This is a genomic window from Ruegeria sp. AE4, assembly GCF_056542185.1.
This window is the reverse complement of sequence record NZ_JBQFZK010000004.1, coordinates 156,491-178,645: the sequence shown is the minus strand read 5'-3', so window position 1 is coordinate 178,645 and position 22,155 is coordinate 156,491. Positions and strand designations below refer to the sequence as shown.

At 56.3% G+C, this 22,155-nt stretch carries 24 protein-coding genes; 13 read left to right on the top strand and 11 right to left on the bottom strand.

Annotated elements, in window-relative coordinates:
• Nucleotides 1-4 precede the first annotated feature (4 nt).
• From ACR0EK_RS08900 to ACR0EK_RS08890, 3 genes are all read left to right on the top strand, one after another.
• On the top strand, nucleotides 5-1,699 hold the full coding sequence (locus ACR0EK_RS08900) for a Na/Pi cotransporter family protein (RefSeq protein WP_480898707.1): 1,695 nt from the start codon (nucleotides 5-7) through the stop codon (nucleotides 1,697-1,699).
• A 154-nt stretch (nucleotides 1,700-1,853) separates the two neighbouring features.
• The gene (locus ACR0EK_RS08895) at nucleotides 1,854-2,954 is read left to right on the top strand and encodes an alpha/beta hydrolase (protein WP_267364713.1); all 1,101 of its coding nucleotides are present in this window, start codon (nucleotides 1,854-1,856) and stop codon (nucleotides 2,952-2,954) included.
• Entirely contained in the window at nucleotides 2,951-4,171 is a 1,221-nt protein-coding gene (locus tag ACR0EK_RS08890) for an MFS transporter (protein WP_480486897.1), read from the top strand. The genes ACR0EK_RS08895 and ACR0EK_RS08890 overlap by 4 nt, the downstream gene beginning before the upstream one ends.
• Here the strand turns inward: ACR0EK_RS08890 and ACR0EK_RS08885 are convergent.
• The 3 genes from ACR0EK_RS08885 to ACR0EK_RS08875 are packed head-to-tail and all read right to left on the bottom strand — an operon-like array spanning nucleotide 4,168 to nucleotide 6,454.
• On the bottom strand, nucleotides 4,168-4,755 hold the full coding sequence (locus ACR0EK_RS08885) for a Smr/MutS family protein (protein WP_480482554.1): 588 nt from the start codon (nucleotides 4,753-4,755) through the stop codon (nucleotides 4,168-4,170). The two genes, ACR0EK_RS08890 and ACR0EK_RS08885, sit on opposite strands and share 4 nt — an antisense overlap.
• Complete coding sequence (gene mltA, locus ACR0EK_RS08880) at nucleotides 4,755-5,795, bottom strand: murein transglycosylase A (protein ID WP_480538396.1); 1,041 nt, start codon at nucleotides 5,793-5,795, stop codon at nucleotides 4,755-4,757. The genes ACR0EK_RS08885 and mltA overlap by 1 nt, the downstream gene beginning before the upstream one ends.
• Nucleotides 5,792-6,454 carry a Tim44/TimA family putative adaptor protein gene (locus ACR0EK_RS08875; protein ID WP_480482550.1) on the bottom strand — a complete coding sequence of 221 codons (663 nt, stop codon included), beginning with the start codon at nucleotides 6,452-6,454 and terminating at the stop codon, nucleotides 5,792-5,794. The genes mltA and ACR0EK_RS08875 overlap by 4 nt, the downstream gene beginning before the upstream one ends.
• Before the next feature lie 108 nt (nucleotides 6,455-6,562).
• Between ACR0EK_RS08875 and ACR0EK_RS08870 the strand changes: the two genes are divergently transcribed.
• Together ACR0EK_RS08870 and secB are read left to right on the top strand one after the other, a co-directional pair.
• On the top strand, nucleotides 6,563-7,063 hold the full coding sequence (locus tag ACR0EK_RS08870; RefSeq protein ID WP_480559166.1) for an FxsA family protein: 501 nt from the start codon (nucleotides 6,563-6,565) through the stop codon (nucleotides 7,061-7,063).
• Between the two features lie 54 nt (nucleotides 7,064-7,117).
• Nucleotides 7,118-7,618, top strand: a complete 501-nt coding sequence (gene secB / locus ACR0EK_RS08865; protein WP_209506872.1) for a protein-export chaperone SecB — start codon at nucleotides 7,118-7,120, stop codon at nucleotides 7,616-7,618.
• Between the two features lie 24 nt (nucleotides 7,619-7,642).
• Here the strand turns inward: secB and dnaQ are convergent, their stop codons facing one another.
• The 4 genes from dnaQ to ACR0EK_RS08845 are packed head-to-tail and all read right to left on the bottom strand — an operon-like array spanning nucleotide 7,643 to nucleotide 10,377.
• Nucleotides 7,643-8,365 (bottom strand): DNA polymerase III subunit epsilon, encoded by a 723-nt coding sequence (dnaQ, locus tag ACR0EK_RS08860; protein ID WP_480559168.1) that lies wholly within the window; start codon nucleotides 8,363-8,365, stop codon nucleotides 7,643-7,645.
• On the bottom strand, nucleotides 8,358-8,951 hold the full coding sequence (gene coaE, locus ACR0EK_RS08855) for a dephospho-CoA kinase (RefSeq protein ID WP_480506857.1): 594 nt from the start codon (nucleotides 8,949-8,951) through the stop codon (nucleotides 8,358-8,360). Before coaE ends, dnaQ begins: the two co-directional genes overlap by 8 nt.
• Nucleotides 8,948-9,781: a shikimate dehydrogenase gene (locus tag ACR0EK_RS08850; protein WP_267364724.1), complete on the bottom strand. Its 834-nt coding sequence runs from the start codon at nucleotides 9,779-9,781 to the stop codon at nucleotides 8,948-8,950. Before ACR0EK_RS08850 ends, coaE begins: the two co-directional genes overlap by 4 nt.
• A complete protein-coding gene (locus ACR0EK_RS08845) occupies nucleotides 9,778-10,377 on the bottom strand; it encodes a Maf family protein (protein WP_480967754.1) in 600 nt (199 codons plus the stop codon). Before ACR0EK_RS08845 ends, ACR0EK_RS08850 begins: the two co-directional genes overlap by 4 nt.
• 404 nt (nucleotides 10,378-10,781) lie before the next feature.
• Between ACR0EK_RS08845 and ACR0EK_RS08840 the strand changes: the two genes are divergently transcribed.
• The 7 genes from ACR0EK_RS08840 to ACR0EK_RS08810 all read left to right on the top strand — a co-directional run bounded on the left by ACR0EK_RS08840 (nucleotide 10,782) and on the right by ACR0EK_RS08810 (nucleotide 18,154).
• A complete protein-coding gene (locus ACR0EK_RS08840; protein WP_480486911.1) occupies nucleotides 10,782-11,231 on the top strand; it encodes a CopD family protein in 450 nt (149 codons plus the stop codon).
• 122 nt (nucleotides 11,232-11,353) lie between these two features.
• Complete coding sequence (gene rho / locus ACR0EK_RS08835; RefSeq protein ID WP_267364726.1) at nucleotides 11,354-12,625, top strand: transcription termination factor Rho; 1,272 nt, start codon at nucleotides 11,354-11,356, stop codon at nucleotides 12,623-12,625.
• A 31-nt stretch (nucleotides 12,626-12,656) separates the two neighbouring features.
• The gene (mnmE, locus tag ACR0EK_RS08830) at nucleotides 12,657-13,943 is read left to right on the top strand and encodes a tRNA uridine-5-carboxymethylaminomethyl(34) synthesis GTPase MnmE (RefSeq protein WP_480967753.1); all 1,287 of its coding nucleotides are present in this window, start codon (nucleotides 12,657-12,659) and stop codon (nucleotides 13,941-13,943) included.
• Nucleotides 13,944-13,955: 12 nt separating this feature from the next.
• Nucleotides 13,956-15,824: a tRNA uridine-5-carboxymethylaminomethyl(34) synthesis enzyme MnmG gene (gene mnmG / locus ACR0EK_RS08825; protein ID WP_480967752.1), complete on the top strand. Its 1,869-nt coding sequence runs from the start codon at nucleotides 13,956-13,958 to the stop codon at nucleotides 15,822-15,824.
• Nucleotides 15,821-16,441, top strand: coding sequence for a 16S rRNA (guanine(527)-N(7))-methyltransferase RsmG (rsmG, locus tag ACR0EK_RS08820; RefSeq protein WP_480967751.1), 621 nt, complete (start codon nucleotides 15,821-15,823; stop codon nucleotides 16,439-16,441). Before mnmG ends, rsmG begins: the two co-directional genes overlap by 4 nt.
• A complete protein-coding gene (locus ACR0EK_RS08815) occupies nucleotides 16,434-17,237 on the top strand; it encodes a ParA family protein (RefSeq protein WP_209506882.1) in 804 nt (267 codons plus the stop codon). The genes rsmG and ACR0EK_RS08815 overlap by 8 nt, the downstream gene beginning before the upstream one ends.
• A 20-nt stretch (nucleotides 17,238-17,257) precedes the next feature.
• Nucleotides 17,258-18,154 carry a ParB/RepB/Spo0J family partition protein gene (locus tag ACR0EK_RS08810; RefSeq protein ID WP_480486918.1) on the top strand — a complete coding sequence of 299 codons (897 nt, stop codon included), beginning with the start codon at nucleotides 17,258-17,260 and terminating at the stop codon, nucleotides 18,152-18,154.
• Here the strand turns inward: ACR0EK_RS08810 and ACR0EK_RS08805 are convergent.
• The 4 genes from ACR0EK_RS08805 to rph are packed head-to-tail and all read right to left on the bottom strand — an operon-like array spanning nucleotide 18,144 to nucleotide 20,968.
• Entirely contained in the window at nucleotides 18,144-18,497 is a 354-nt protein-coding gene (locus ACR0EK_RS08805; RefSeq protein WP_480898696.1) for a YbaN family protein, read from the bottom strand. The genes ACR0EK_RS08810 and ACR0EK_RS08805 overlap by 11 nt on opposite strands.
• Before the next feature lie 2 nt (nucleotides 18,498-18,499).
• Nucleotides 18,500-19,654 carry a radical SAM family heme chaperone HemW gene (gene hemW, locus ACR0EK_RS08800; RefSeq protein WP_480898693.1) on the bottom strand — a complete coding sequence of 385 codons (1,155 nt, stop codon included), beginning with the start codon at nucleotides 19,652-19,654 and terminating at the stop codon, nucleotides 18,500-18,502.
• On the bottom strand, nucleotides 19,644-20,258 hold the full coding sequence (gene rdgB, locus ACR0EK_RS08795; RefSeq protein WP_480546076.1) for an RdgB/HAM1 family non-canonical purine NTP pyrophosphatase: 615 nt from the start codon (nucleotides 20,256-20,258) through the stop codon (nucleotides 19,644-19,646). The genes hemW and rdgB overlap by 11 nt, the downstream gene beginning before the upstream one ends.
• Nucleotides 20,255-20,968 carry a ribonuclease PH gene (gene rph / locus ACR0EK_RS08790; RefSeq protein WP_267363729.1) on the bottom strand — a complete coding sequence of 238 codons (714 nt, stop codon included), beginning with the start codon at nucleotides 20,966-20,968 and terminating at the stop codon, nucleotides 20,255-20,257. The genes rdgB and rph overlap by 4 nt, the downstream gene beginning before the upstream one ends.
• A 112-nt stretch (nucleotides 20,969-21,080) precedes the next feature.
• Here rph and hrcA point away from each other — a divergent pair, with 112 nt between their 5' ends.
• Complete coding sequence (hrcA, locus tag ACR0EK_RS08785; protein WP_480898691.1) at nucleotides 21,081-22,145, top strand: heat-inducible transcriptional repressor HrcA; 1,065 nt, start codon at nucleotides 21,081-21,083, stop codon at nucleotides 22,143-22,145.
• The last annotated feature ends 10 nt before the right edge of the window (nucleotides 22,146-22,155 follow it).

Sequence of the window (22,155 nt, the reverse complement as noted above, 5' to 3'; positions counted from 1 at the left end):
GATCATGGCGATAGTAAGCTTTCTCATCAGCCTGGCCGGAGCCACGATGCTGCTACTTTACGCAGTGCGGATGGTCCGCACAGGGATCGAGCGCAGCTATGGGGCTTCGTTCCAGCGCCTCATGACGGGCCAAAGCCATTATGCACAGGCGTCAATGGTCGGCATTGTAATGGCGGTGGTTCTGCAAAGCTCGGCAGCGGTTGCCCTTTTGACATCGGGTTTTGCTGCTGGGGGGTTCCTGACCTTTCCCACCGGCCTTGCAATCGTGCTGGGCGCTGATCTCGGTTCGGCGCTGATCATTCAGGTTTTGTCGTTCCAGCTGGGTTGGCTGATACCATTGCTTCTCGCGGTTGGTGGGTATCTGTTTGTCAAGACCGAGGCCAAGAAGCCCCGGCAATTGGGGCGCATCCTGATGGGGATTGCGTTCATCCTGATCTCATTGCGCTTTTTGCGCGAAGCCATGGACCCGATCCGGGACAGTGCTTTTTTGCCTGCCGTCGCCGAGTATCTGGCGCGCGACTATATTACAGCGTTTCTGGTCGGCGGCGCGCTGGCCTTTGTTATGCATTCCTCGGTCGCGGCGATCCTGATGTGTGTGACGCTGGTCCAGATCGGCGCAATCCCGTTTGCCGCCGGGCTGTCGCTGGTATTGGGGGCCAATTTCGGTTCAGCTTTCATACCTGTTTGGCTGAGCAGGGGGATGGAAATGCCCGCCAGGCGCATACCCTTTGCCAACCTGGCCTTGCGCGGCAGCTGGGCGATTGTCACCCTTTTCGCAGCGACTGCGGCACTGCGTGCCGGTGTTCTGGGGGATTTGCAGGGCGGTCAGATGCTGGTCAATGCGCATCTGGCGTTCAATGCTTCGTTGCTGTTGCTGGCACTGCCGTTCTGCGGGCGATTGCGTGCGCCGTTCGAGCAGTTTTTTCCGGACCCGAAATCTGCGAACGCGCTGGCCCAGGCAGGTCGCCCGGCCAGCGCGCTGGATGTGCGCACCGCCGGCAGCCCCTCCCAGGCGCTGTCCAGCCTCAAGCGTGAACTGCTGCGGATGAGCGATCTGGTCGAGTCGATGTTCCGCCCGTCACTGGAATTGTACCGCAGCGGCGACAAGGACCAGATACGCGCCGTAAGGGACATGGACGAAGATGTGAACGACTGCCTGTCGGGTATTCGAAAATTCGTGGCCGCCATTCCCGAGGAGACATTCGGAAAGCAAAACGCAAAAGTGGCGCGCGACCTGATGGAATACGCAATCCGGCTGGAAACCGCGGGCGACGTTGTTGCCAAGCGGCTGACTGTTCTGGCGGGCGACATGCGGAAGAAAGGCGCTTCATTTTCGAAAGAGGGCTGGTCGGAACTGGTTGAGATGCACGAAGGCATCCTGGCCAACCTCAAACTGGCCTCAAACGTTCTGATCTCGGACGATCTGGAAAGCGCCCGTCTGCTGAGCCTTGAGAAAACCGAAATCAAACGGGCCGAGCGTGACAGCCGCAAACGCCACCTCAAACGCCTGCAGCACGGCAGTACGGAAAGCTTTGAGACCAGCGATATCCACCTGGAAACCCTGCGCGCGTTTCGGGAATTCAACAGCCACATCGCCGCAGTGGCCTATCCGATCCTGTATCGGAACGGGCAATTGCTGGAAACCCGCCTGATCGAAGAAATGCCGCACAAGGAACAGGACGAGGATACGGAGGTCTAGGTCCAACAGCACCGGCAGAGATCGGTTTCGTACGGATACGGTCTGTTACAGATTGTAACCGCTCGGGCCAGTTTCTGCCGCTTTTTCGCGTCGCCGTGCTGGACGCGGGATTAGAATAAGATAGCGTGTCGGCAATTGGTTCCGGGGGCTGTCCGTGCTGCGTTTCTTAATCTTCATTCTGTGTCCGGTCGTGCTGGCGGCATGTGTTGACCGGACTGTATCCGAAACCCTTCCATCTGCATTGGAAATCGGAACTCCCGAAACGGTTTTTGCGGCCACGACGCGTGCGCGCGAGCCCGATGGCGCGTATGGATTCCGCCGCGCAGAACGCCTGCAATTTCTGGAAACCACCGTGTCGATACCACCGGGGCGTTCACCGGGAAGCCTTAAATTTTCATACGCAAACCCTGACCCGAGAAAACAGTTCGTGCTGGCAGAGGTAGATCAGCTAAGCGGGCCGCAACAGCTGAAAGACAGGCTGAGTGGGGCCGAGGAAGTTACGATTTTTGTGCACGGCTATAACTCCACTCAGACAGAGACATTGTTCCGGGCCGCTCAGCTGTCGCATGATATCGGCATTCCCGGTCAAATCCTTGTCTATTCATGGCCCAGCCGCGCGACAGGCTATGGTTATGCCTATGATCTGGACAGTATGTTGTTTGCCCGTGATGGGCTGGAAGAAACCATTCGTCTACTCAAGTCCATGGGGGTCAAGCGAGTAGCCCTTGTGGCGCATTCAATGGGCGGCGCGCTGGCAATGGAGATGATACGGCAAACCGAACTGAAACAGCCGGGCTGGGCAAAGCGAAATCTGGAAGGCCTTATTCTGATATCGCCCGATCTGGATGTGGATGTTTTTCGGTCGCAGATGAACAGTATCAAAAATCCTCCTGATCCTTTTGTCCTGATGGTGTCCAAGAAAGACAAGGTCCTGAACGTCTCCGGCCGGTTGAGGGGAACCGCCGATGGTGAAAGGCTTGGCAATATCGGATCGGCCGAGAAGCTGTCCGATTATCCGATTGAAATCCTGGATACGACTGCCTTCAACAGCGATGCGGAATCCTCCCACTTTGTGGCTGCTACTTCTCCGGCCTTATTGACTATCCTCCGCTCTGTGCGCCGGGTCAGCGAAACATTTGGGCGCGATGACCGGCGCGGGATCGACATTCTCGTGCCGCCAAGCCAGCGCAATCCTGCTGGCGCCACAGAAATCGTGCTGACTGAAACCGGCCAGGCCCAGGTAAGTAATCCGTGACGCGGGTTTCCCTGCACCGGTTTCTTGCGGACAACGCGACCTGGCTTGGGGCCGGCGTTCTGCTGACATTTCTGTCCAGTTTCGGGCAGACCTTTTTCATCTCGGTCTTTGCTGGTGAAATCCGCTCGGAATTTGGCCTCAGCCACGGCGCATGGGGTGGGCTGTACACGTTAGGCACGACCCTGTCCGCCGTCGTGATGATCTGGGCCGGAGGGTTGACGGATATCTTCCGCGTACGGGTTTTGGGCCCGGTTGTGCTGGCGGGACTGGCGTTGGCCGCGATTGCAATGGCGCTGAACACTTGGCTGCTGCTGTTGCCGTTGGTGATTTTTTTGTTGCGGTTATTTGGGCAGGGGATGAGCACGCATCTTGCCGTGGTCGCAATGGCCCGCTGGTTCACGGTTACGCGGGGCAAAGCGCTTTCCATAGCGTCCACCGGCTATGCGCTTGGCGAGGCGTTGCTGCCGCTGATCTTTGTTGGCGCCATGGTTTATCTGGATTGGCGTTGGCTGTGGATTGCCGCGGCGGGCATCACGGCGTTGGGTATTCCGATCCTGATGCGGCTGCTGCGAGAAGAGAGAACTCCACAAAGCCTCGCCAACGCGTTTTCAGCATCGGGAATGCAGGGAAAACACTGGACCCGCCGGGACGCTCTGTTCCATCCCCTGTTCTGGTTCATGGTGCCATCAGTGCTTGGGCCATCCGCATTTATCACCGCGTTTTTCTTTCATCAGGTTTATCTGGCTGATGTGAAGGGGTGGCAGCATATCCAGCTGGTGGCGCTATTTCCGATCTTTACCGGAATATCCCTGCTGTCCATGTTTGCATCTGGCTGGGCGCTGGATAAATGGGGAACCGCCCGGATCATGCCCTACTACCAGCTTCCGATCGCACTTGGGTTCGTCATTCTGGGCATGACAAACTCGATCAGCGGCGCAACCCTAGGGCTGGTCTTCCTGGCTTTGACCGTTGGGGCAAACAGCACATTGCCCAGCGCATTCTGGGCCGAATTCTACGGAACCCGACATATCGGTGCGATCAAGGCGATGGCCGCGGCTGTCATGGTTCTTGGATCAGCCATAGGTCCCGGCCTGACTGGCGTCCTGATTGACCTTGGCATTTCGCTGAATACGCAGTTCATCTGGATTGGCGTATTCTTCGTGCTGGTATGCGTTCTGGTCCAAACCGGCATTTCCCGCTCCCGGCGGGATCTTTAGCGCACTCGCCTGAGATAGACGTAATAGGCGCCGTCGCCGCCATGGCTGATATGCGCGGGTGTGATCTGCATCACCGCCTGCGCCAACGGCGGTATGGACAGCCAGTGCGGCACCTGATTGCGCAGAACGCCGCGCGGGGTGGGGATCGGGCCGGGTTCGTCGCGGTCCTTGCCTTTGCCGGTTACCACCAGAACCAGTCGCTTACCTTGTGCCTGTGCGCTCAGGATAAAGCGGATCAACGCAGGATGGGCCGTATCAACCCGCATACCGTGAAGATCCAGCTTGCCTTCGGGCTTTAGCTTACCGCGTTTCATCCGGCCAAAAGCTTTGATATCCATCTGAACAGGCGCGGCACGCAGCGCATCCGTCACCGATGGCTTCAGATCGTTTGGATTAGGTTTCGGCTGAAGGTTCTGACCAAGCTCAAACACCTCAAACCGGGGTTTTGGTGTTTTTCTGGGTCTGGGCTTCGGCAGGGTGGTCGGATGGACACTCTGCGGACTGTCCGGATGCAGTCGCTCGGCCTGTTTGGTGACCTTGCGCCATAGCTCGATCTCGTCGGTTGTCAGTTTGCGCCGTGTCATCAGAATTCATCCGGCAACAGGGCATAGGCGCGCTGAATAGGCAGCAACAGAACCATCCGACCCGGATCTTTCAGCCTGCCCGCAGCCTGCCCGGCCTCTTCACCGGTTCCGAAAAAGATGTCGGCGCGCTGCGCGCCTTTGATGGCCGCGCCCGTGTCCTGCGCGATCATAAGCCGTCGCAACGGGTTTTCACCGTCCTTTTCCACCCAAACAGGTGCGCCCAACGGCGTATAGGCGGGGTCTGCCGCAATCGAGCGCATTGTCGTGATCGACCGGTTCATCGCCCCCAAAGGTCCAAATTCGGGGGCAACGCGTGAGACTTCGCGAAAGAAAACGTATGACGGGTTGTGAAGCAGCAACTCGGCACCGGCCTCGGGGTTTTTGCGCACCCAGGCACGGATCATCTGGGCGCTGACCTCATGCGCACCCAGAACCCCGCGTCGCACCAGCTCAACACCAATCGACCGATAGGGGTGACCATTCGCACCACCATATCCAACCCGCAGCGCACCACCATCCGACAATCGAATGCGCCCCGAGCCCTGAATTTGCAGAAAGAACAGCTCGACAGGGTCGTCAACCCAGGCGATCTCTAGCCCGCGGCCCTGCATCACATCACCGGTCAGGATGTCACGACGGCTCAGCCATGGTCCTTCGGCACGGGCTTCGGGCGGCATCTTGTAGATCGGGTATTTGAAACGGTCTGTCCGGGTGCGCGCGCCGTCAAGCTCGGGTTCAAAATAGCCGGTAAACAGGCCCTCTTTGTCATCCTCGACCAGAACAGGGCGGAAGAATAACTCGAAAAAGGCGCGGGCGGCATCCGGTTCATATGTTCTGGCCACACCACACAAGGCGCGCCAATCCGGGTCATCCAGATCACCGCACGTGTTCAGAAATACGGAAAGGGCCGCGCCGTGGTCGTCCTCGGCCCAGCCCTGCAGATCGTCAAACGACAGTATGGATCGCGTTGCCTCGGCTTCGGCAGCGCTGGCGATGGTCATTGCACCCACCAGTAAAAGCGACCGAAGCGTTGCAATCATGCGTCCGTGGCGACAAGCAGCCAGTTTGGATCGTCCTTGCCCATGACGCGGGCAAAGGTCCAGCTGTCCTTCTGGCGCTTCACAGTATTCGGGTTGCCTTCGACGATATCGCCTCCGCGATCCCTAACGACCGAGGTCAGCTCCCCCACGAACTTCATCGTGATTTCGGCCTGGTTCGTATCCTTGTCGAATTTCACATCCGTCAGGGTGGTTTCCCGCACACCGATGAATTCGGCCTCAATGGTCAGGCCCTGATCTTCGCGCGCTGCCACGACCGAAACGAAAGTCTCGAACACCTCTTCCGACAGGAAAGGCTGGATTTCATCCAGATTGCCCCTTTCAAACCCCATCACGATCATCTCATACGCACCGCGCGCGCCCTGAACGAACTCACTGACCGAAAAACCGGGCTCGACACGTTTCATCGCAGCCAGAGTTTGCGCCTGTTCGCTGTCTTCGGCGACATGATCGGTAATGTCATGATCCGGGCCGCCATCGATCACCTCGAAACCGCGGCGCGATTTATGGGCTTCGGGCTGTTGCTGCACAGGCGGTTTTTCAAAGCCTTCACGCGTGCCCAATACGCTTTTGAGGCGCAGGATCAGGAAAATGGCAATTCCGGCCAGGACCAGGAGCTGGATCATAGGGTTGTCGCTCATTTCATTCTCTTTTCAACGCCGCGACTTTGTATACACGGCCTCATGCCACTATGTAGGTGACAGTGAGTGGCAAGTCCACAGCCCGGCCTAAGGGAAAGGATAACGCAAATGTATCTGTTCTTGGCATTTTTGTTGGTGCCCATAATCGAAATCGCGCTGTTTATTCAGGTTGGTGGTTTGATTGGGTTGTGGCCGACACTTGCCATCGTAGTGCTGACCGCGGTTCTGGGCACGGTTTTGGTACGGACACAAGGTCGCATGGCGCTTGGACAGCTGCAACGGTCCTTTGCCGAATTGGACGATCCGACCGAACCGCTGGCTCATGGGGCAATGATCCTGTTGTCGGGCGCTTTGTTGCTGACACCGGGTTTTTTCACTGATGCCGTTGGTTTTGCGTTGTTAGTTCCCGGTGTCCGCATCGCCGTTTTCCGCTATCTGAAATCCAAGGTTACCGTGACCCAGTTCCAGATGGGGCCGGGCCCCGGATATCAAAACCGCGGGAACCCGTTCGATCAGGGCGATATCATCGATGGGGAATTCACCGAAGTTCGGCCAAAAAAAGACCCCTCGAAGCCTTCGAAATGGGTGGAAGGTCCCCACCAGCATTGAGGTGCCGCGCCCAACTTGCTAAGCAGTGGCGAATTTCATTTTTGGAGTAGATCCATGGCCGAAGAAAACGCTGCAGAAAACACTGCGGCCCAAGCCGCCCCGCAGGTTCAGATGCGTGTTCTGGGGCAGTTCATCCGCGATATGTCCTTTGAAAACGTGATGGCGCAAAAGGGCGTTTCCGGAGACGTACAGCCCGAAATCGCCGTTCAGGTGAATCTGGACGCCAAAAAACGTGCGGCGGACCATCAGTTCGAAGTTTCGATCAAGCTGAACCTGACATCCAAAGCCAAAGGCATGGATGACATTCTGTTCCTGTGCGAACTGGACTATTGCGGCATGTTCCACGTGGAAGGTGTGCCGGAAGATCAGCTGCACCCATTCCTGATGATCGAATGCCCGCGCATGTTGTTCCCGTTCCTGCGCCGCATCGTCAGCGACATTACTCGCGATGGCGGCTTCCCGCCGGTCAACCTGGACAATATCGATTTCGTCGCGCTCTATCGCAACGAGTTGATGCGCCGTCAGGCCGAACAGGCCCAAAAAGCCGACGCGTAAGATTTTGACCCGTGCCTGACCGGATCAGGCGCGGGTCCACAAGGCATTCTCGCCCAGTTTTTCAACGAAAGCTTCATGTGCTGCGCGTTCATCCTCGGTGATCCGGGATGGCAATGGTGTGCTGCGCGGTGCAGCTCGCCAATCATCGCTGCCTCCGTCCGCAGAAGATGCGGATGTCGACAGACCAAAATCAGGCTGCCGTCCACCGATCAATTCCAGATAAACCTCGGCCAGAATTTCCGAGTCGAGCAACGCGCCGTGCAGCACACGGTTCGAGTTGTCGATATTGAAGCGACGGCACAGCGCATCCAGTGACGCTGGCGAACCGGGGAACCGTTTACGGGCAATTGCCAGTGTATCCAACGCCTGCTCCATCGGGATAAGCGGGGCACCCATCCATTTCAGCTCGGCATTCAGGAACTTCATGTCGAATGAGGCGTTGTGGATCACTAACCGCGCATCGCCAACAAATTCGCGAAACCCATGGCCAACCTTTGCAAAGACCGGCTTGTCTTTCAGCGTCACTTCGCCCTTTTCCGGCGGGCGCGGGGTGTCCAGCAGATCGGGACCAATACCATGCACGCCAAACGCCTCTTCCGGCATCGAGCGTTCGGGGTTGATATAGACGTGATAGGTTTCACCGGTGGCAACGTGGTTCCACAGCTCAACGGCGCCGATTTCCACGATCCGATCCCCGCTTTCGGGGTCAAACCCGGTGGTTTCGGTATCCAGTACAATCTCACGCATGTGCCATCCCCGCCCGTATCTGCCTGACCACATCCTGCACCTGCGCGCGGGCGTGGTCCAGAGTATCGGTCACGATCACAAAATCCGACCGCGCGCATTTTTCATCGTTCGGCATCTGCTTGGCGCGGATTTGCTCGAACTGCGCCTCGGTCATCGTGCCCCGTTCCATCACGCGCCGTTTTTGGTCTTCGGCCGGGATAGAAACACAGGCCACCGCATCCATTGCTGCATCACCGCCCGTTTCAAACAAAAGCGGAATATCGAACACCAGGATGTCGCTTGTAGCGCTTTCGCGAAATTCTGCGCGGTCAGCAGCGACCAGTGGATGCACAATCGCCTCAATCGTTTTCAACGTGGTCGGGTCATCCGCGATAATCCGTTTCAACGCGTTTCGGCTAACCGCCCCGTCAAGTATCGCATCAGGAAAGGCTGCCCGCATTGGTTCAACCGCTGCTCCACCAATGGCATACAGCCGATGCACCGCCGCATCCGCATCCCACAATGCGCACCCTTCTTCAACGAACATCTGCGCCGTGGTGCTTTTCCCCATACCGATTGAGCCTGTCAGGCCAAGCGCAAAACTCATGCCAGGGCCGCCGCGCGCGTATCCGCGTCTACTTCGGGGCGGACCCCAAACCATCGTTCAAACCCGGGAACGGCCTGATGCAGCAACATCCCAAGACCATCGACTGTGGTGCATCCGGCCTCCTCGGCAGTTTGCAGCAGGCGGGTTTTCAACGGGGCATAGACCAGGTCCGTTACCACGGCACCAGGCTGCAACCCATCCAACGGCACGCGCAGCTCTGGCTGGCCCTGCATCCCCAGTGAGGTCGTATTGACCACCAGTTCGGCATTTTCGATGACATTCCCCGCCTGAACCCAATCTACCACGCGAATGCGTTGGCCGAACTCTTCCTTCAGATGATCCGCGCGGGCGCGGGTTCGGTTGGTCAGCAGGATTTCCGGCACCCCGGCATCAGACAAGGCCTGCAAAACGGCACGGGCAGCACCCCCGGCACCAAACACAACCGCCGGGCCATCTTTCGCATTCCAGTCAGGTGCGCCACTGCGCAGGTTTTCCATAAACCCGTACCCGTCGGTGTTATCTGCATGTATCGAACCATCAGTTCGGAACACCAGTGTATTTGCAGCACCAATCACGGTTGCACGGTCAGAAACATGATCTGCGATCTTCAACGCCGCTTCTTTGTGCGGAACGGTCACGTTGGCCCCGACAAAGCCCGCTTTGGGCAGGGTTCGCAGCACTGTCTCCAAATCTGCAGAGGCGACGTCCATCGGGATATAATGCCCGGCAAGCCCATAGGTCTTTAACCAATGCCCGTGCAGCTTGGGAGAGCGCGAATGCCCGATGGGATGCCCAATCACTCCGGCCAAAGGAACCCGATTGTCCGTCATTGCTCGATCATCCCTTTGACAGCCAGAAAGTTGAGAAGCTCTAACAGGGGCATACCCAAAACGTTAAAATAGTCGCCGTCAATGGTGGCGAACAGGCGAACGCCTTCTTCTTCCAGCTTGTAGGCTCCGACGGCATGGCGAATGCTGTCCCAGTTCCGCGTAACATAGTCTTTCAGATAGGCATCGGAACTGGCCCGCATCCGCAAACGCACCTGCCCCACATGCCGCCAGATCGGTTCACCATCCTGATAGATCACAGCTGCGGACAAAAGCATGTGCCGCTTGCCGCGCATGGCTTTCAGTTGGGCCAGCGCCTGTTCCGGGGTTTCGGGCTTTGACAGCAGCAGCCCTTCGAAATCCAGCACCTGATCACACCCGATCACCATGGCGCCGGGGTTCTTGTCGCTGACCTTACGCGCTTTGATCTCAGCCAGCGTATCAGCAATATCGCGTGGTGAGGCATCCTCTGCCAGCAACGCCCTTTTGACCGCCTCTTCATCCACGCGCGCCGTTTGAACTGCAAACGGCACACCTGCGTTCCTTAGCAATTGCGCGCGAATAACAGATCCCGAGGCCAATAGAATGGGGACAGACATGTGGAAAACACCGTGTGCAAATTGATGAGAGTTCTGGAGTGTTTTGTATGGTTTTCCGGTTGACACGCAACCCCGGGAATTTTGTGGCAAAGATCCCCGAGTCGCTCAAATCTCATCCTGTCGGGACAAGGATAACTCCAACTCTTGGGATAACAGATCTATCCAGCGATACCCATCGGGTTATCCACAGATCAGATACGATGATTCAATATTAACTTATTGATTTAGATAACAATTTATTTATATCAACAGAATCACTGGCGATCTCAGATATTCTGTCCCCTTGGGGAAAACGCTAGGGTAAGAAAGTAATCCACGGATTTTTGGCACCCTACAAAACCATCATCCTTTTTCTTTTCTTTTTTTTTTATTAGGGAGAGTTCCGAACAACGTTCGGAGCCGGCATGACAGACCTTCTTTTCACGATTTACCCGTGGGTGAAGTCATTACATATCATGGCCGTGATCTCATGGATGGCCGGCTTGTTCTACTTACCCAGACTGTTTGTTTATCACGTCGAAAAAGCGCAGACCGTAGAGGGCGCGCAAGACATCTTCTTTGAAATGGAAGACAAGCTGCTGCGGGTGATCATGCGCCCCGCGATGGTTGTAACCTGGGTATGCGGGCTGATCATGGTGTTCACACCGGGGATCGTCGGATGGGATTTTGCATGGCCCTGGGTCAAAGGTGCGGGCGTGATCGCGATGACCTGGTTCCACCATTGGCTTATGGCCCGAAGGAAGGATTTCCTGGCAGGCCAGAATAAGCTCACTGGGCGGCAGTATCGCATGATGAACGAGGTTCCGACCATTCTGATGGTTGCCATCGTTCTGGCGGTCATTCTGAAGTTCTGAACGCCTGTTTGACTCCGAACGTCGCTGCGCTTATGTAGATCACAACACGCCCGTCCGGGCGGCGTATTTTCCGTACTGAAATTCCACTTCAAGCCGCGTTCTCAGCGGTGAAGGTATGTATCATGTCCAATGAATCCCTGAATCTGGCCGACCTGAAAGCCAAAAGCCCCAAAGACCTTCTGGCCATGGCCGAAGAGCTGGAGATCGAAAACGCCTCGACTATGCGTAAGGGCGAAATGATGTTCCAGATTCTGCGCGAACGTGCCGATGATGGCTGGACCGTCGGCGGTGATGGCGTACTGGAAGTGCTACAGGACGGGTTCGGCTTTCTGCGCTCGCCCGAGGCGAACTATCTGCCGGGCCCTGATGATATCTATGTCTCGCCCGATATGATCCGTCTGCACTCATTGCGGACCGGGGACACGGTCGAAGGCGAGATCAAGGCGCCGGATGAGAATGAGCGTTATTTCGCGCTAACCAAAGTCACCATGATCAACTTTGAAGATCCCGAAAAGGCCAAGCACAAGATCCTGTTCGACAACCTGACGCCTCTGTACCCGGATGAGCGTCTGAAGATGGAAATCGAAGACCCCACCATCAAGGATAAGTCAGCGCGCGTGATCGATCTGGTTGCGCCGATCGGTAAAGGTCAGCGTTCATTGATCGTGGCACCGCCGCGGACCGGTAAAACCGTGATCCTGCAGAACATCGCGCATTCGATCGAACAGAACCATCCGGAGTGTTATCTGATCGTCCTGCTGATCGACGAACGCCCGGAAGAAGTGACCGACATGCAGCGCTCGGTTAAGGGTGAGGTTGTGTCGTCAACCTTCGATGAGCCCGCAACGCGTCACGTGGCCGTGTCGGAGATGGTCATTGAAAAGGCCAAGCGTTTGGTCGAACATAAACGAGATGTTGTTATTCTTCTCGACTCGATCACAAGACTTGGTAGGGCGTTTAACACCGTTGTTCCGTCCTCGGGTAAAGTTCTGACCGGTGGTGTGGATGCGAATGCGTTGCAGCGGCCCAAGCGTTTCTTCGGTGCGGCCCGGAATATTGAAGAGGGCGGATCGCTGACCATCATCGCCACGGCGCTGATCGATACCGGCAGCCGGATGGACGAGGTGATCTTTGAAGAATTCAAAGGTACCGGTAACTCGGAAATCGTTCTGGACCGCAAGATTGCAGACAAACGCGTGTTCCCGGCGATCGACATCCTCAAATCCGGTACACGGAAAGAGGACCTGCTGGTCGACAAGGGCGATCTGGCCAAAACCTTCGTTCTGCGCCGTATCCTCAATCCGATGGGCACCACCGACGCAATCGAGTTCCTGTTGTCGAAGTTGAAACAGACGAAGACAAACGGCGAGTTCTTCGATTCGATGAACACCTGACACAGGTCTTAGACCCCAGCGAGGCCTTCGAATGGATACGATATTCGCCTTGGCCAGCGCGCAAGGCAAAGCAGGGGTGGCGGTCATTCGCCTCTCTGGCCCCGAAGCGCACTCCGCAGCCGCATATCTGTGCGGCGCGGAACTGCCCAAGCGGGGAATGGTCTTGCGCACCCTGCGGGATCAGGATGGATCACGACTGGATGATGGTCTGGTTCTGACCTTTCAGGCACCGGCAAGTTTCACCGGTGAAGACGTGGCAGAACTTCAGATCCACGGCAGCACGGCCTCGGTCAATGCGGTTCTGCGCTGTTTGTCGAACACCGATGGGCTGCGACTGGCGGACCCGGGTGAGTTTACACGCCGGGCCCTTGAAAATGGCAAGATGGATCTGACACAGGTCGAAGGCCTGGCAGATCTGATTGACGCGGAAACCGAGGCACAGCGTAAGCAGGCCCAAACCATTCTGGCCGGTGAGCTTGGCACGCTGGCCGAACGCTGGCGGCGCGATTTGATCCGCGCGGCATCGTTGCTGGAAGCTGTCATAGATTTCGCTGATGAAGACGTCCCCACCGACGTCACACCGGAAGTCCGCGATTTGACAAGCGGAGTTCTGGCAGATCTTCGTCGAGAAGCTGATGGGGTAAAGATCGCCGAGCGTATACGTACCGGATTTGAAGTGGCTATTGTCGGTCTTCCTAATGCAGGAAAATCAACCCTGCTGAATGCGCTTGCGGGGCGCGAGGCTGCGATTACTTCGGAATACGCAGGCACAACCCGCGACGTGATTGAGGTTCGAATGGATCTGGCTGGTTTGCCGGTGACATTGCTGGATACGGCCGGGTTGCGGGATACTGAAGATCACGTCGAAAATCTTGGGATCGAGCTGGCTCGAAAACGGGCAGATGCGGCGGACCTGCGTGTTTTCCTGGCTGAAGCACCGGAAGATCTCAGTGTGGCCATGCAGGATGGTGATATCCACGTTCTACCCAAAGCGGACTTACGAGAGGGCGCTGCTGAAGGTGTTTCAGGAAAGACAGGACAGGGGATTGACGCGCTTGTAGGCCAGATTTCGTGGGTTTTGAGTGATAGAACCACAACACATGGTATTGCCACGCGTGAGCGCCACCGCGTTGCGATGAACAAGGCATCGGATTCACTTGCTGCTGCGATCACGGTTCTGGAATCAGGCCCGGACCTGTATGATATCGCTGCGGAGGAGTTAAGAACCGCCATACGGGCACTTGAATCTCTGGTTGGCAGAATAGATGTCGAAACACTGTTGGATGAAATCTTCTCCAGCTTTTGTTTGGGAAAATAAGGATTGTTTCACGTGAAACATTCAAACTTTGATGTCATCGTGGTTGGGGCTGGTCATGCCGGTACGGAGGCTGCGCACGCCGCTGCCAGGATGGGTGCGAAAACCGCTTTGGTGACTTTATCCGCGACCGATATCGGTGTCATGTCCTGCAACCCGGCCATCGGCGGGTTGGGGAAAGGACATCTGGTACGAGAGATTGACGCGCTAGATGGTGTAATGGGCCGTGTCGCTGACCAGGCGGGTATCCAGTTCCGACTGCTGAACCGGAGAAAAGGTCCAGCTGTTCAGGGTCCCAGAACGCAGGCTGATCGCGCCTTGTACCGGGCGGCGATGCAAAACGAAATCAGCAATCAGGAAAACCTGTCCGTTATAGTTGGGGAGGTTGTAGACTTTCTGATGAACGGACACCGTGTCGCCGGTGTCGTGCTCGGAGATGGGTCGGAAATTCACGCCAAAGCCGCTGTTCTGACTTCCGGAACCTTTCTGCGCGGCGTCATCCATATCGGCGACGTGTCACAGGCTGGCGGACGGATGGGAGATCGCCCGTCAATAAAACTGGCCGAGAGGTTGGATAGCTATAACCTTCCGCTGGGACGCTTGAAAACCGGCACACCGCCGCGTCTGGATGGGCGTACGATCGACTGGTCGGGTTTGGAAAAACAAGACGGGGATGAGGACCCAACCTTGTTTTCTTTCCTGTCAACATCGGTTGTCGCGCCTCAGATTTCCTGCGGTATTACACACACCAATGCAAAGACGCATGAGATCATCGAAGCAAACCTCTCAAAATCGGCGATGTATGGCGGCCATATCGACGGCATAGGTCCAAGATATTGCCCTTCGATCGAAGACAAGATTGTGCGCTTTGCAGATAAGGACTCGCATCAGGTTTTCCTTGAGCCCGAAGGCGTTAATGACCACACGATTTATCCCAACGGTATTTCAACGTCACTGCCTCAGGACGTGCAGTTGGAATATGTTCGGTCGATCAAAGGGCTTGAAAAGGCAAATATTCTGCAACCGGGCTATGCGATTGAATATGATTATGTGGACCCTCGTATCTTAACCGCGTCCTTGTCGCTACCCGACGTTCCGGGACTATATCTGGCAGGGCAGATCAACGGAACCACAGGATATGAGGAAGCCGCAGCACAAGGGATGGTCGCCGGCCTCAATGCGGCGCTGGATGTACTGGGCCGCGAACCGGTCATTTTCACCAGATCAGACAGCTATATCGGCGTGATGATAGACGACCTGACGACCCGTGGTGTGGCTGAGCCGTATCGAATGTTTACCTCCAGGGCTGAATTCCGTCTGTCTTTGCGGGCAGACAATGCCGATCAACGGTTGACACCGATTGGGTTGGAACTTGGTTGTGTCGGAGAGAAGCGACAGGCACATTTTGAAAAGAAAATGAGCCAGCTTGATGCCGCGAAATCCAAGTTGACCGCACGCACATACACACCCAAGGAAGTTCTTTCGGCTGGGATCAACGTCAACCAGGATGGAAATCGCCGAGATGGAATGGCGATTCTGGCATTTCCGGATACATCCTTCGAGGATATGTTCCGTCTGATACCTGATCTACAAGATGTTGACGTGGCGATCCGGCTTCAAATCGAACGCGACGCGCTTTACGCAAACTATATCGATCGGCAAAAGCGCGATGTTGAGGCCATGAAGCGGGATGAATCCTATGTTATCCCACGTGGGTTTGACTACTTTGGCTTGGATGGGCTGTCTTCTGAGATGAAGCAAAAACTGTCGCAGGCCAAGCCGTCGAACATAGCGCAAGCAAGCCGTGTCGAAGGTGTTACTCCGGCTGCCTTGACCCTTGTCCTGGCGAAATTGCGCCGCGATCAACGAGCACGCCAGGTATGACGGTCGATTATTCCAAGTTTGATGGCTTGAATGTTTCACGTGAAACATTTGAGCGTCTGAAAACCTATGTTGATCTGGTGAACCGCTGGAACCCCAGGATAAATCTTGTTTCGCGCAATAGCCTGGAATTCATTTGGGATCGGCATATTCTGGATTCTGTCCAGGTTTTTCGATGCGCTGAAACGTTTGACACCTGGGTGGACCTTGGCAGTGGCGGCGGGTTCCCCGGGATGGTGTGCGCCATTATTGCGGCCGAGGAAGTTCCGGCCGCCAGTTTCTCTCTTGTGGAAAGCGACCAGCGAAAATCGGCATTTCTGCGTAACGTTGCCCGTGAATGTGGCGTGTCGTGTAAAGTGATTTCCAAGCGGATTGAGGTGGTTGAACCCCTCGGCGCAAACATCGTTTCGGCGCGCGCGCTGGCGGATTTGCGTACATTGTTATCATTTTGTGACAGACATTTAGGTGAAAACGGGACCGCGCTGTTGCCCAAAGGTGCAAACTGGAAAAAAGAGCTGGATGAGGCGCGTGAGGAATGGAATTTCGATGCTGAGGCCATTACAAGTTTAACTGAACCTCAGGCCGTTATCCTTAAGATCAAAGGAGTATCACGTGGTTGATCTGTCTCGACCGTCCGGACCCCGGATAATAGCGGTTGCCAATCAGAAGGGCGGAGTAGGGAAAACAACCACAGCGATCAACCTGGCGGCCGGACTGGCCGAAGCTGGTTGCAGGGTATTGGTGGTTGACCTCGATCCACAAGGGAACGCATCCACCGGATTAGGGGTCGAAGATCGGGATTGGACCACTTATGACCTCATTCTGGACGACGCGCCTTTGGAGGCAGTGGTTCAAGAGACGGAGATCGAGAACCTTTTGGTTGTCCCTGCAACGGTTGACCTGAGCTCGGCGGATATCGAGCTGATTTCCAACGAAAAACGCAGCTATCTTTTGCATGATGCGCTGCGTCAGACGGCGGTGGACGCGTTTGAGCTGGATTTCATCCTGATTGATTGCCCGCCGTCACTGAACCTCTTGACGGTAAACGCGATGGTTGCCGCCCATTCTGTCCTAGTGCCGCTGCAAAGTGAGTTCTTTGCGCTGGAGGGTCTTTCGCAATTGATGCTGACAATTCGGGAGGTTCGGCAAACCGCGAATCCAGACCTGAGAATCGAAGGTGTTGTGTTGACCATGTATGACAACCGCAACAACTTGTCCCGCCAGGTCGAAAAGGATGCGCGTGACAATTTGGGCGAGATGGTTTTTAAAACAAAGATACCCAGGAATGTGCGGGTCAGCGAGGCGCCATCCTATGCGCTGCCGGTATTGCAGTATGACTCGGGATCACTTGGTGCGATGGCGTATCGGCATCTGGCCCGTGAGATCATGCATAAGAACAACAAGACCGCAGCATGAGCGGTGGAGAGGAGGCCGACATGAGCACCAGGAAAGCGAAATCCAGAGGGTTGGGCCGCGGATTATCCGCACTCATGGCGGACGTTAATCCAGAGGCGGGCAACCGAGTACCATCTGACGTGCGCAGACCTGATCTGAAGGTTCCGATTGAAAAGCTGAAGGCAAACCCAAATCAGCCGCGACGCACATTTCAGCCCGAACAATTGGATGAGCTTGCCGCGTCGGTTCGGGAAAAAGGTATCATCCAACCCTTGATCGTACGTCCAACAGGGGTCGGAGAATACGAAATCGTCGCTGGTGAACGCCGGTGGCGGGCTGCTCAGATGGCGCAGCTGCACGAGATCCCTGTGATTGTGCGCGAATTCGATGATACCGAGGTACTGGAAGTTGCGATCATCGAAAACATCCAGCGCGCTGATCTGAACGCGGTGGAAGAGGCCGCCGGATACAGGCAGTTGATGGATCGCTTTGGCCACACGCAGGAAAAGCTTGCTGAGGCTTTGGGGAAAAGCCGCAGCCATATTGCGAACCTGTTGCGGCTTTTGTCTCTGCCAATTGACGTGCAAACTCTTGTAATTGAAGGGAAATTATCGGCTGGTCATGCGCGGGCGCTGATTACGGCGGAAAATCCCTCGGAATTGGCAAAACTGATCGTCAAGGATGGTTTGTCTGTGCGCGCGACCGAAGCGCTGGTCAAGAAACAGCAGCAGGGCGACACTGCACGACCTGCTCCCAGATCCAGAAATCTGGATGCCGGAAAAGATGCTGATACGCGCGCGCTGGAAAAAGACCTGTCCGCTATTTTGGCCATGAAAGTCTCGATCAACCACAAGGCGGGAACGGAATCCGGTCAGGTTGTTCTGACGTATGAAAACCTGGATCAGCTTGACGATCTTTGTGCAAAGCTCAGCCGTTAGGGCGCGTCCAGATAAATATCAGGACGCCGCCCAGAACAATGACCTGAAGGATCAGCACGAAGGGCGGAACGGATAAGAGCAAAGACACTCCTAAAACGGCGGCGACCGACAGGGTTGCTGCCGTTTTTGCGGCCGGGCGTATTGCGCCCGAACTCTGCCAATCCAGTATCATTGGCCCGAAAATCCGGTGCGACAGAAGCCAGTTGTGCAACCGTGAAGAGGATCGCGCAAAGAAAAACGCTGCCAGCAACAAAAACGGAACCGTTGGAAGAAGAGGCAGAACAACCCCAATCGCGGCCATCGCAACGCAAAGCAATCCCAGCCCCGCCCAAAGATACTGCATATCTAGCCCATCAATTCCCGGATTACAGCATTCAGCACGGCGCGCCCCGCTGGTGTTGCTCTGAGTCTGTTGTTATCACGTTCAATCATATTAATGCCGACCAGATGGTCCACGGTTTCGTCTGGAAGTGGACGGTCCGACAGGGCCTCCCACCTATCTACATCTAGTCCTTCTGAAATCCTTATGCCCATCATAAGGTATTCGTTCGCCTGATCTTCAAGCGAAAGGACATAGCGTTTCTTTTCTCCGCAACCCTTCGTGGCGGCGTCAAGCCAACGTTGCGGGTTCAGATGGGTCTCGGTCGCGTGTTTTTGACCATCCACAGTAATCCGCCCATGAGCGCCGGGACCAATGCCGACATAATCCCCGTAACGCCAATAGACCAGATTGTGCTGCGACTCTGCACCGGGGCGGGCGTGGTTGGACACCTCATAGGCGGGCAGGCCGTGTTTCTCGCCAATCTCTTGTGTTGCAAGGTACATGTCGGCCGCACTGTCATCTTCGGGCAAGCCGCGCAGTTTTCCGACAGCATACCGGTCGCCAAAAGCGGTGCCGTCTTCGATTGTCAGTTGATACAGCGACAGGTGATCCACGGCCATGGACAAAGCTTCGTTCAACTCGGCCCGCCAGGCATCCAGCGTTTGGTGCTGTCTGGCATAGATCAGGTCAAAGCTGACCCGTTCAAAACAATCACGGGCGATGTCAAAGGCGGCGCGTGCCTCGGCCACAGTGTGAATCCGCCCCAAGCGGCGCAGGTCTTCGTCGTTGAGCGCCTGCACGCCCATCGAGATCCGGTTGACGCCTGCGTCACGATAGGCCGCGAACCGTCCGGCCTCGACCGAACCGGGATTGGCCTCGAGAGAGATTTCCATGTCATTGGCGGGGCGCCACAGGGCGCGGGCGGTTTCAATCACGGCGGCAACGGTTTCCGGGTCCATCAGCGACGGGGTTCCACCACCGAAAAAGATCGTGTTCAGCACCCGATCCGGGGTTTCGACGGCCGAGCGCCGCAATTCGCTCAGATAGGAGTTAAGCCATTGTTTTTGATCGATAGTTTTGGAAACATGGCTGTTGAAGTCGCAATAGGGGCATTTGGCCTCGCAAAAGGGCCAATGCACGTACAGGCCAAAGCCCCCGTTGCGCCAATCATCCGCCAAAGCAGCCTTTCACGAACTTCTCAACCGCGCGACCGCGATGGCTGATCTTGTTCTTTTCCCAGCGATCCATCTCGGCAAAGGTAATGTCGTATCCTTCGGGAACAAACATCGGGTCATAGCCGAATCCACCTTCGCCGCGGATGGGCCAGACCAAATGACCGGGGGCAATGCCTTCAAACACTTCATCATGCCCATCAGGCCAGGCCAGCACCAGTGTGCTTCGGAATTGCGCTGTGCGGGGATGGGGGGCGTTCTTTGCCTCAAGCTCAGTATGGGCGCGGGTCATCGCCATCAGGAAGTCGCGACCGTTGCCGGTTTCGGCCCAATCAGCGGTATAAACACCCGGCGCGCCATTCAGGGCGTCGATGGTGATTCCGGAATCGTCTGACAGGGCAGGCAGCCCGGTGGCTTTTGCGGCGGCGTGGGCCTTGATCCGGGCGTTGCCGACAAAGGTGTCCTCGGTCTCTTCCGGTTCGGGCAGGTCCATATCCGCCGCACCCACAACCGTCACGCCAAAAGGTTCGAGGAGATGCGCCATCTCCTCAAGCTTGCCTTTGTTGTGGGTCGCGACCAACAGCCTGTCGCTGTCAAACTTACGGGTCATGCGGTGGCAGCTTTCTGGGCTGCGGCCAGCTCGGCAACGCCTTTTTCCGCCAGATCCACCAGCTGATCCATCTGGGCGCGGCTGAATACAGAACCTTCGGCACTCATCTGAACCTCGATCAGTTTGCCTGACCCGGTCATGATAAAGTTGCCGTCGACACCGGCCTCGCTGTCTTCCGGATAGTCAAGGTCCAGCACAGGCTGGCCCGCATAGATCCCGCAGGAAACGGCGGCGACCGGATCAACCAGCGGATCTGAAATCACGTCACCTGCTTTCATCAGTTTGTTGACGGCCAGTCGCAGCGCAACCCAGCCGCCGGTGATCGAGGCACAGCGGGTGCCGCCATCGGCCTGGATCACATCGCAATCAACGGTGATCTGACGTTCGCCCAGTGCAACCCGGTCGACGCCGGCGCGCAGGGCGCGACCAATCAGGCGCTGGATTTCCACCGTACGCCCGCCTTGCTTGCCCGAGGCCGCTTCACGCCGCATCCGAGTATTGGTGGCGCGGGGCAGCATACCGTATTCGGCGGTGACCCAGCCTAGCCCCGAACCCTTGATGAAAGGGGGTACGCGATCTTCGATCGTAGCGGTACACAGAACATGTGTATCGCCCATTTTGATCAGGCAGGAACCTTCGGCATGTTTGGTGAACCCCGTTTCAATTGAAACGGCGCGCATTTCACTTAAGTCTCTTCCAGAGGGTCGCATGGGAAATCCTTTGTTTGCTGGGTTGGGGATACCGCCCCGCAGCGTTACGATGCAACCCCGATTGACCTTTCATTTGCCTGCTATTTAATGATGAACCAGCAGGGGAAAACGCATGAGTGAAGCGAGCAAAATTCTGGACGAGATGAACGACCGGTCGCGCGAGGTGTTCCGGTTGATCGTTGAAAGTTATCTGGAAAGCGGAGAGCCGGTTGGAAGCCGCACCCTGACGCGTACCCTGTCTGAAAAAGTCAGTGCCGCAACCGTGCGCAACGTGATGCAGGACCTTGAGTTTCTGGGTCTTCTGGACAGCCCGCATATCAGCGCGGGTCGGGTACCGACGCAGCAAGGACTGCGTATGTTCGTGGACGGTTTGCTTGAGGTTGGCGATCTGGGCGTCGACGACAAGCAAAAACTGGAAGAGACTTTAGGCTCTAACACGGGTGATGTTGGCGGAATGCTGGATCGGGTCGGGTCAGCTCTGTCACACGTAACACAAGGTGCGTCGCTGGTTCTGACGCCAAAGCATGAAGCCGAAATCAAACATATCGAGTTTGTCTCGTTAGGGCATGACAAGGCTTTGGTGGTGCTGGTCTTTTCTGACGGCCATGTTGAAAACCGCCTGTTCACACCGCCGCCCGGCCAGACGCCCAGTTCGATGCGCGAGGCTGCGAATTTTCTGAATGCGCTGATTGAGGGGCGCACACTCAGTGAAGTGCGCCGTCAGATGCAGAAACAGATTCAGGCGCGCAAGCAGGAAATAGATGCGCTGGCGCGCGAGCTGGTCGAAAGCGGGCTGGCGGCCTGGGACGGAGACGGAGCCGACTCGGCCCGTTTGATCGTGCGGGGGCGGGCGAATCTGTTGAACGAACCCGGTCAGGCCGGAGAGTTGGAGCGTATTCGCAGCCTGTTCGATGATTTGGAGCGCAAGCGCGACATCGCGGATTTCCTCGAATTGACGGAAGACGGCGAGGGTGTGCGCATTTTTATTGGGTCTGAGAACAAACTTTTCTCACTTTCGGGTTCCTCTTTGGTGGTGTCTCCATATATGAACGCTGATCGAAAGATAATCGGTGCGGTCGGGGTCATCGGACCCACGCGTCTGAATTATGGACGGATCGTGCCGATCGTGGATTATACGGCGCAACTGGTCGGCAAGCTGATATCCGACCGGAGCTAGAGGGTAAGAG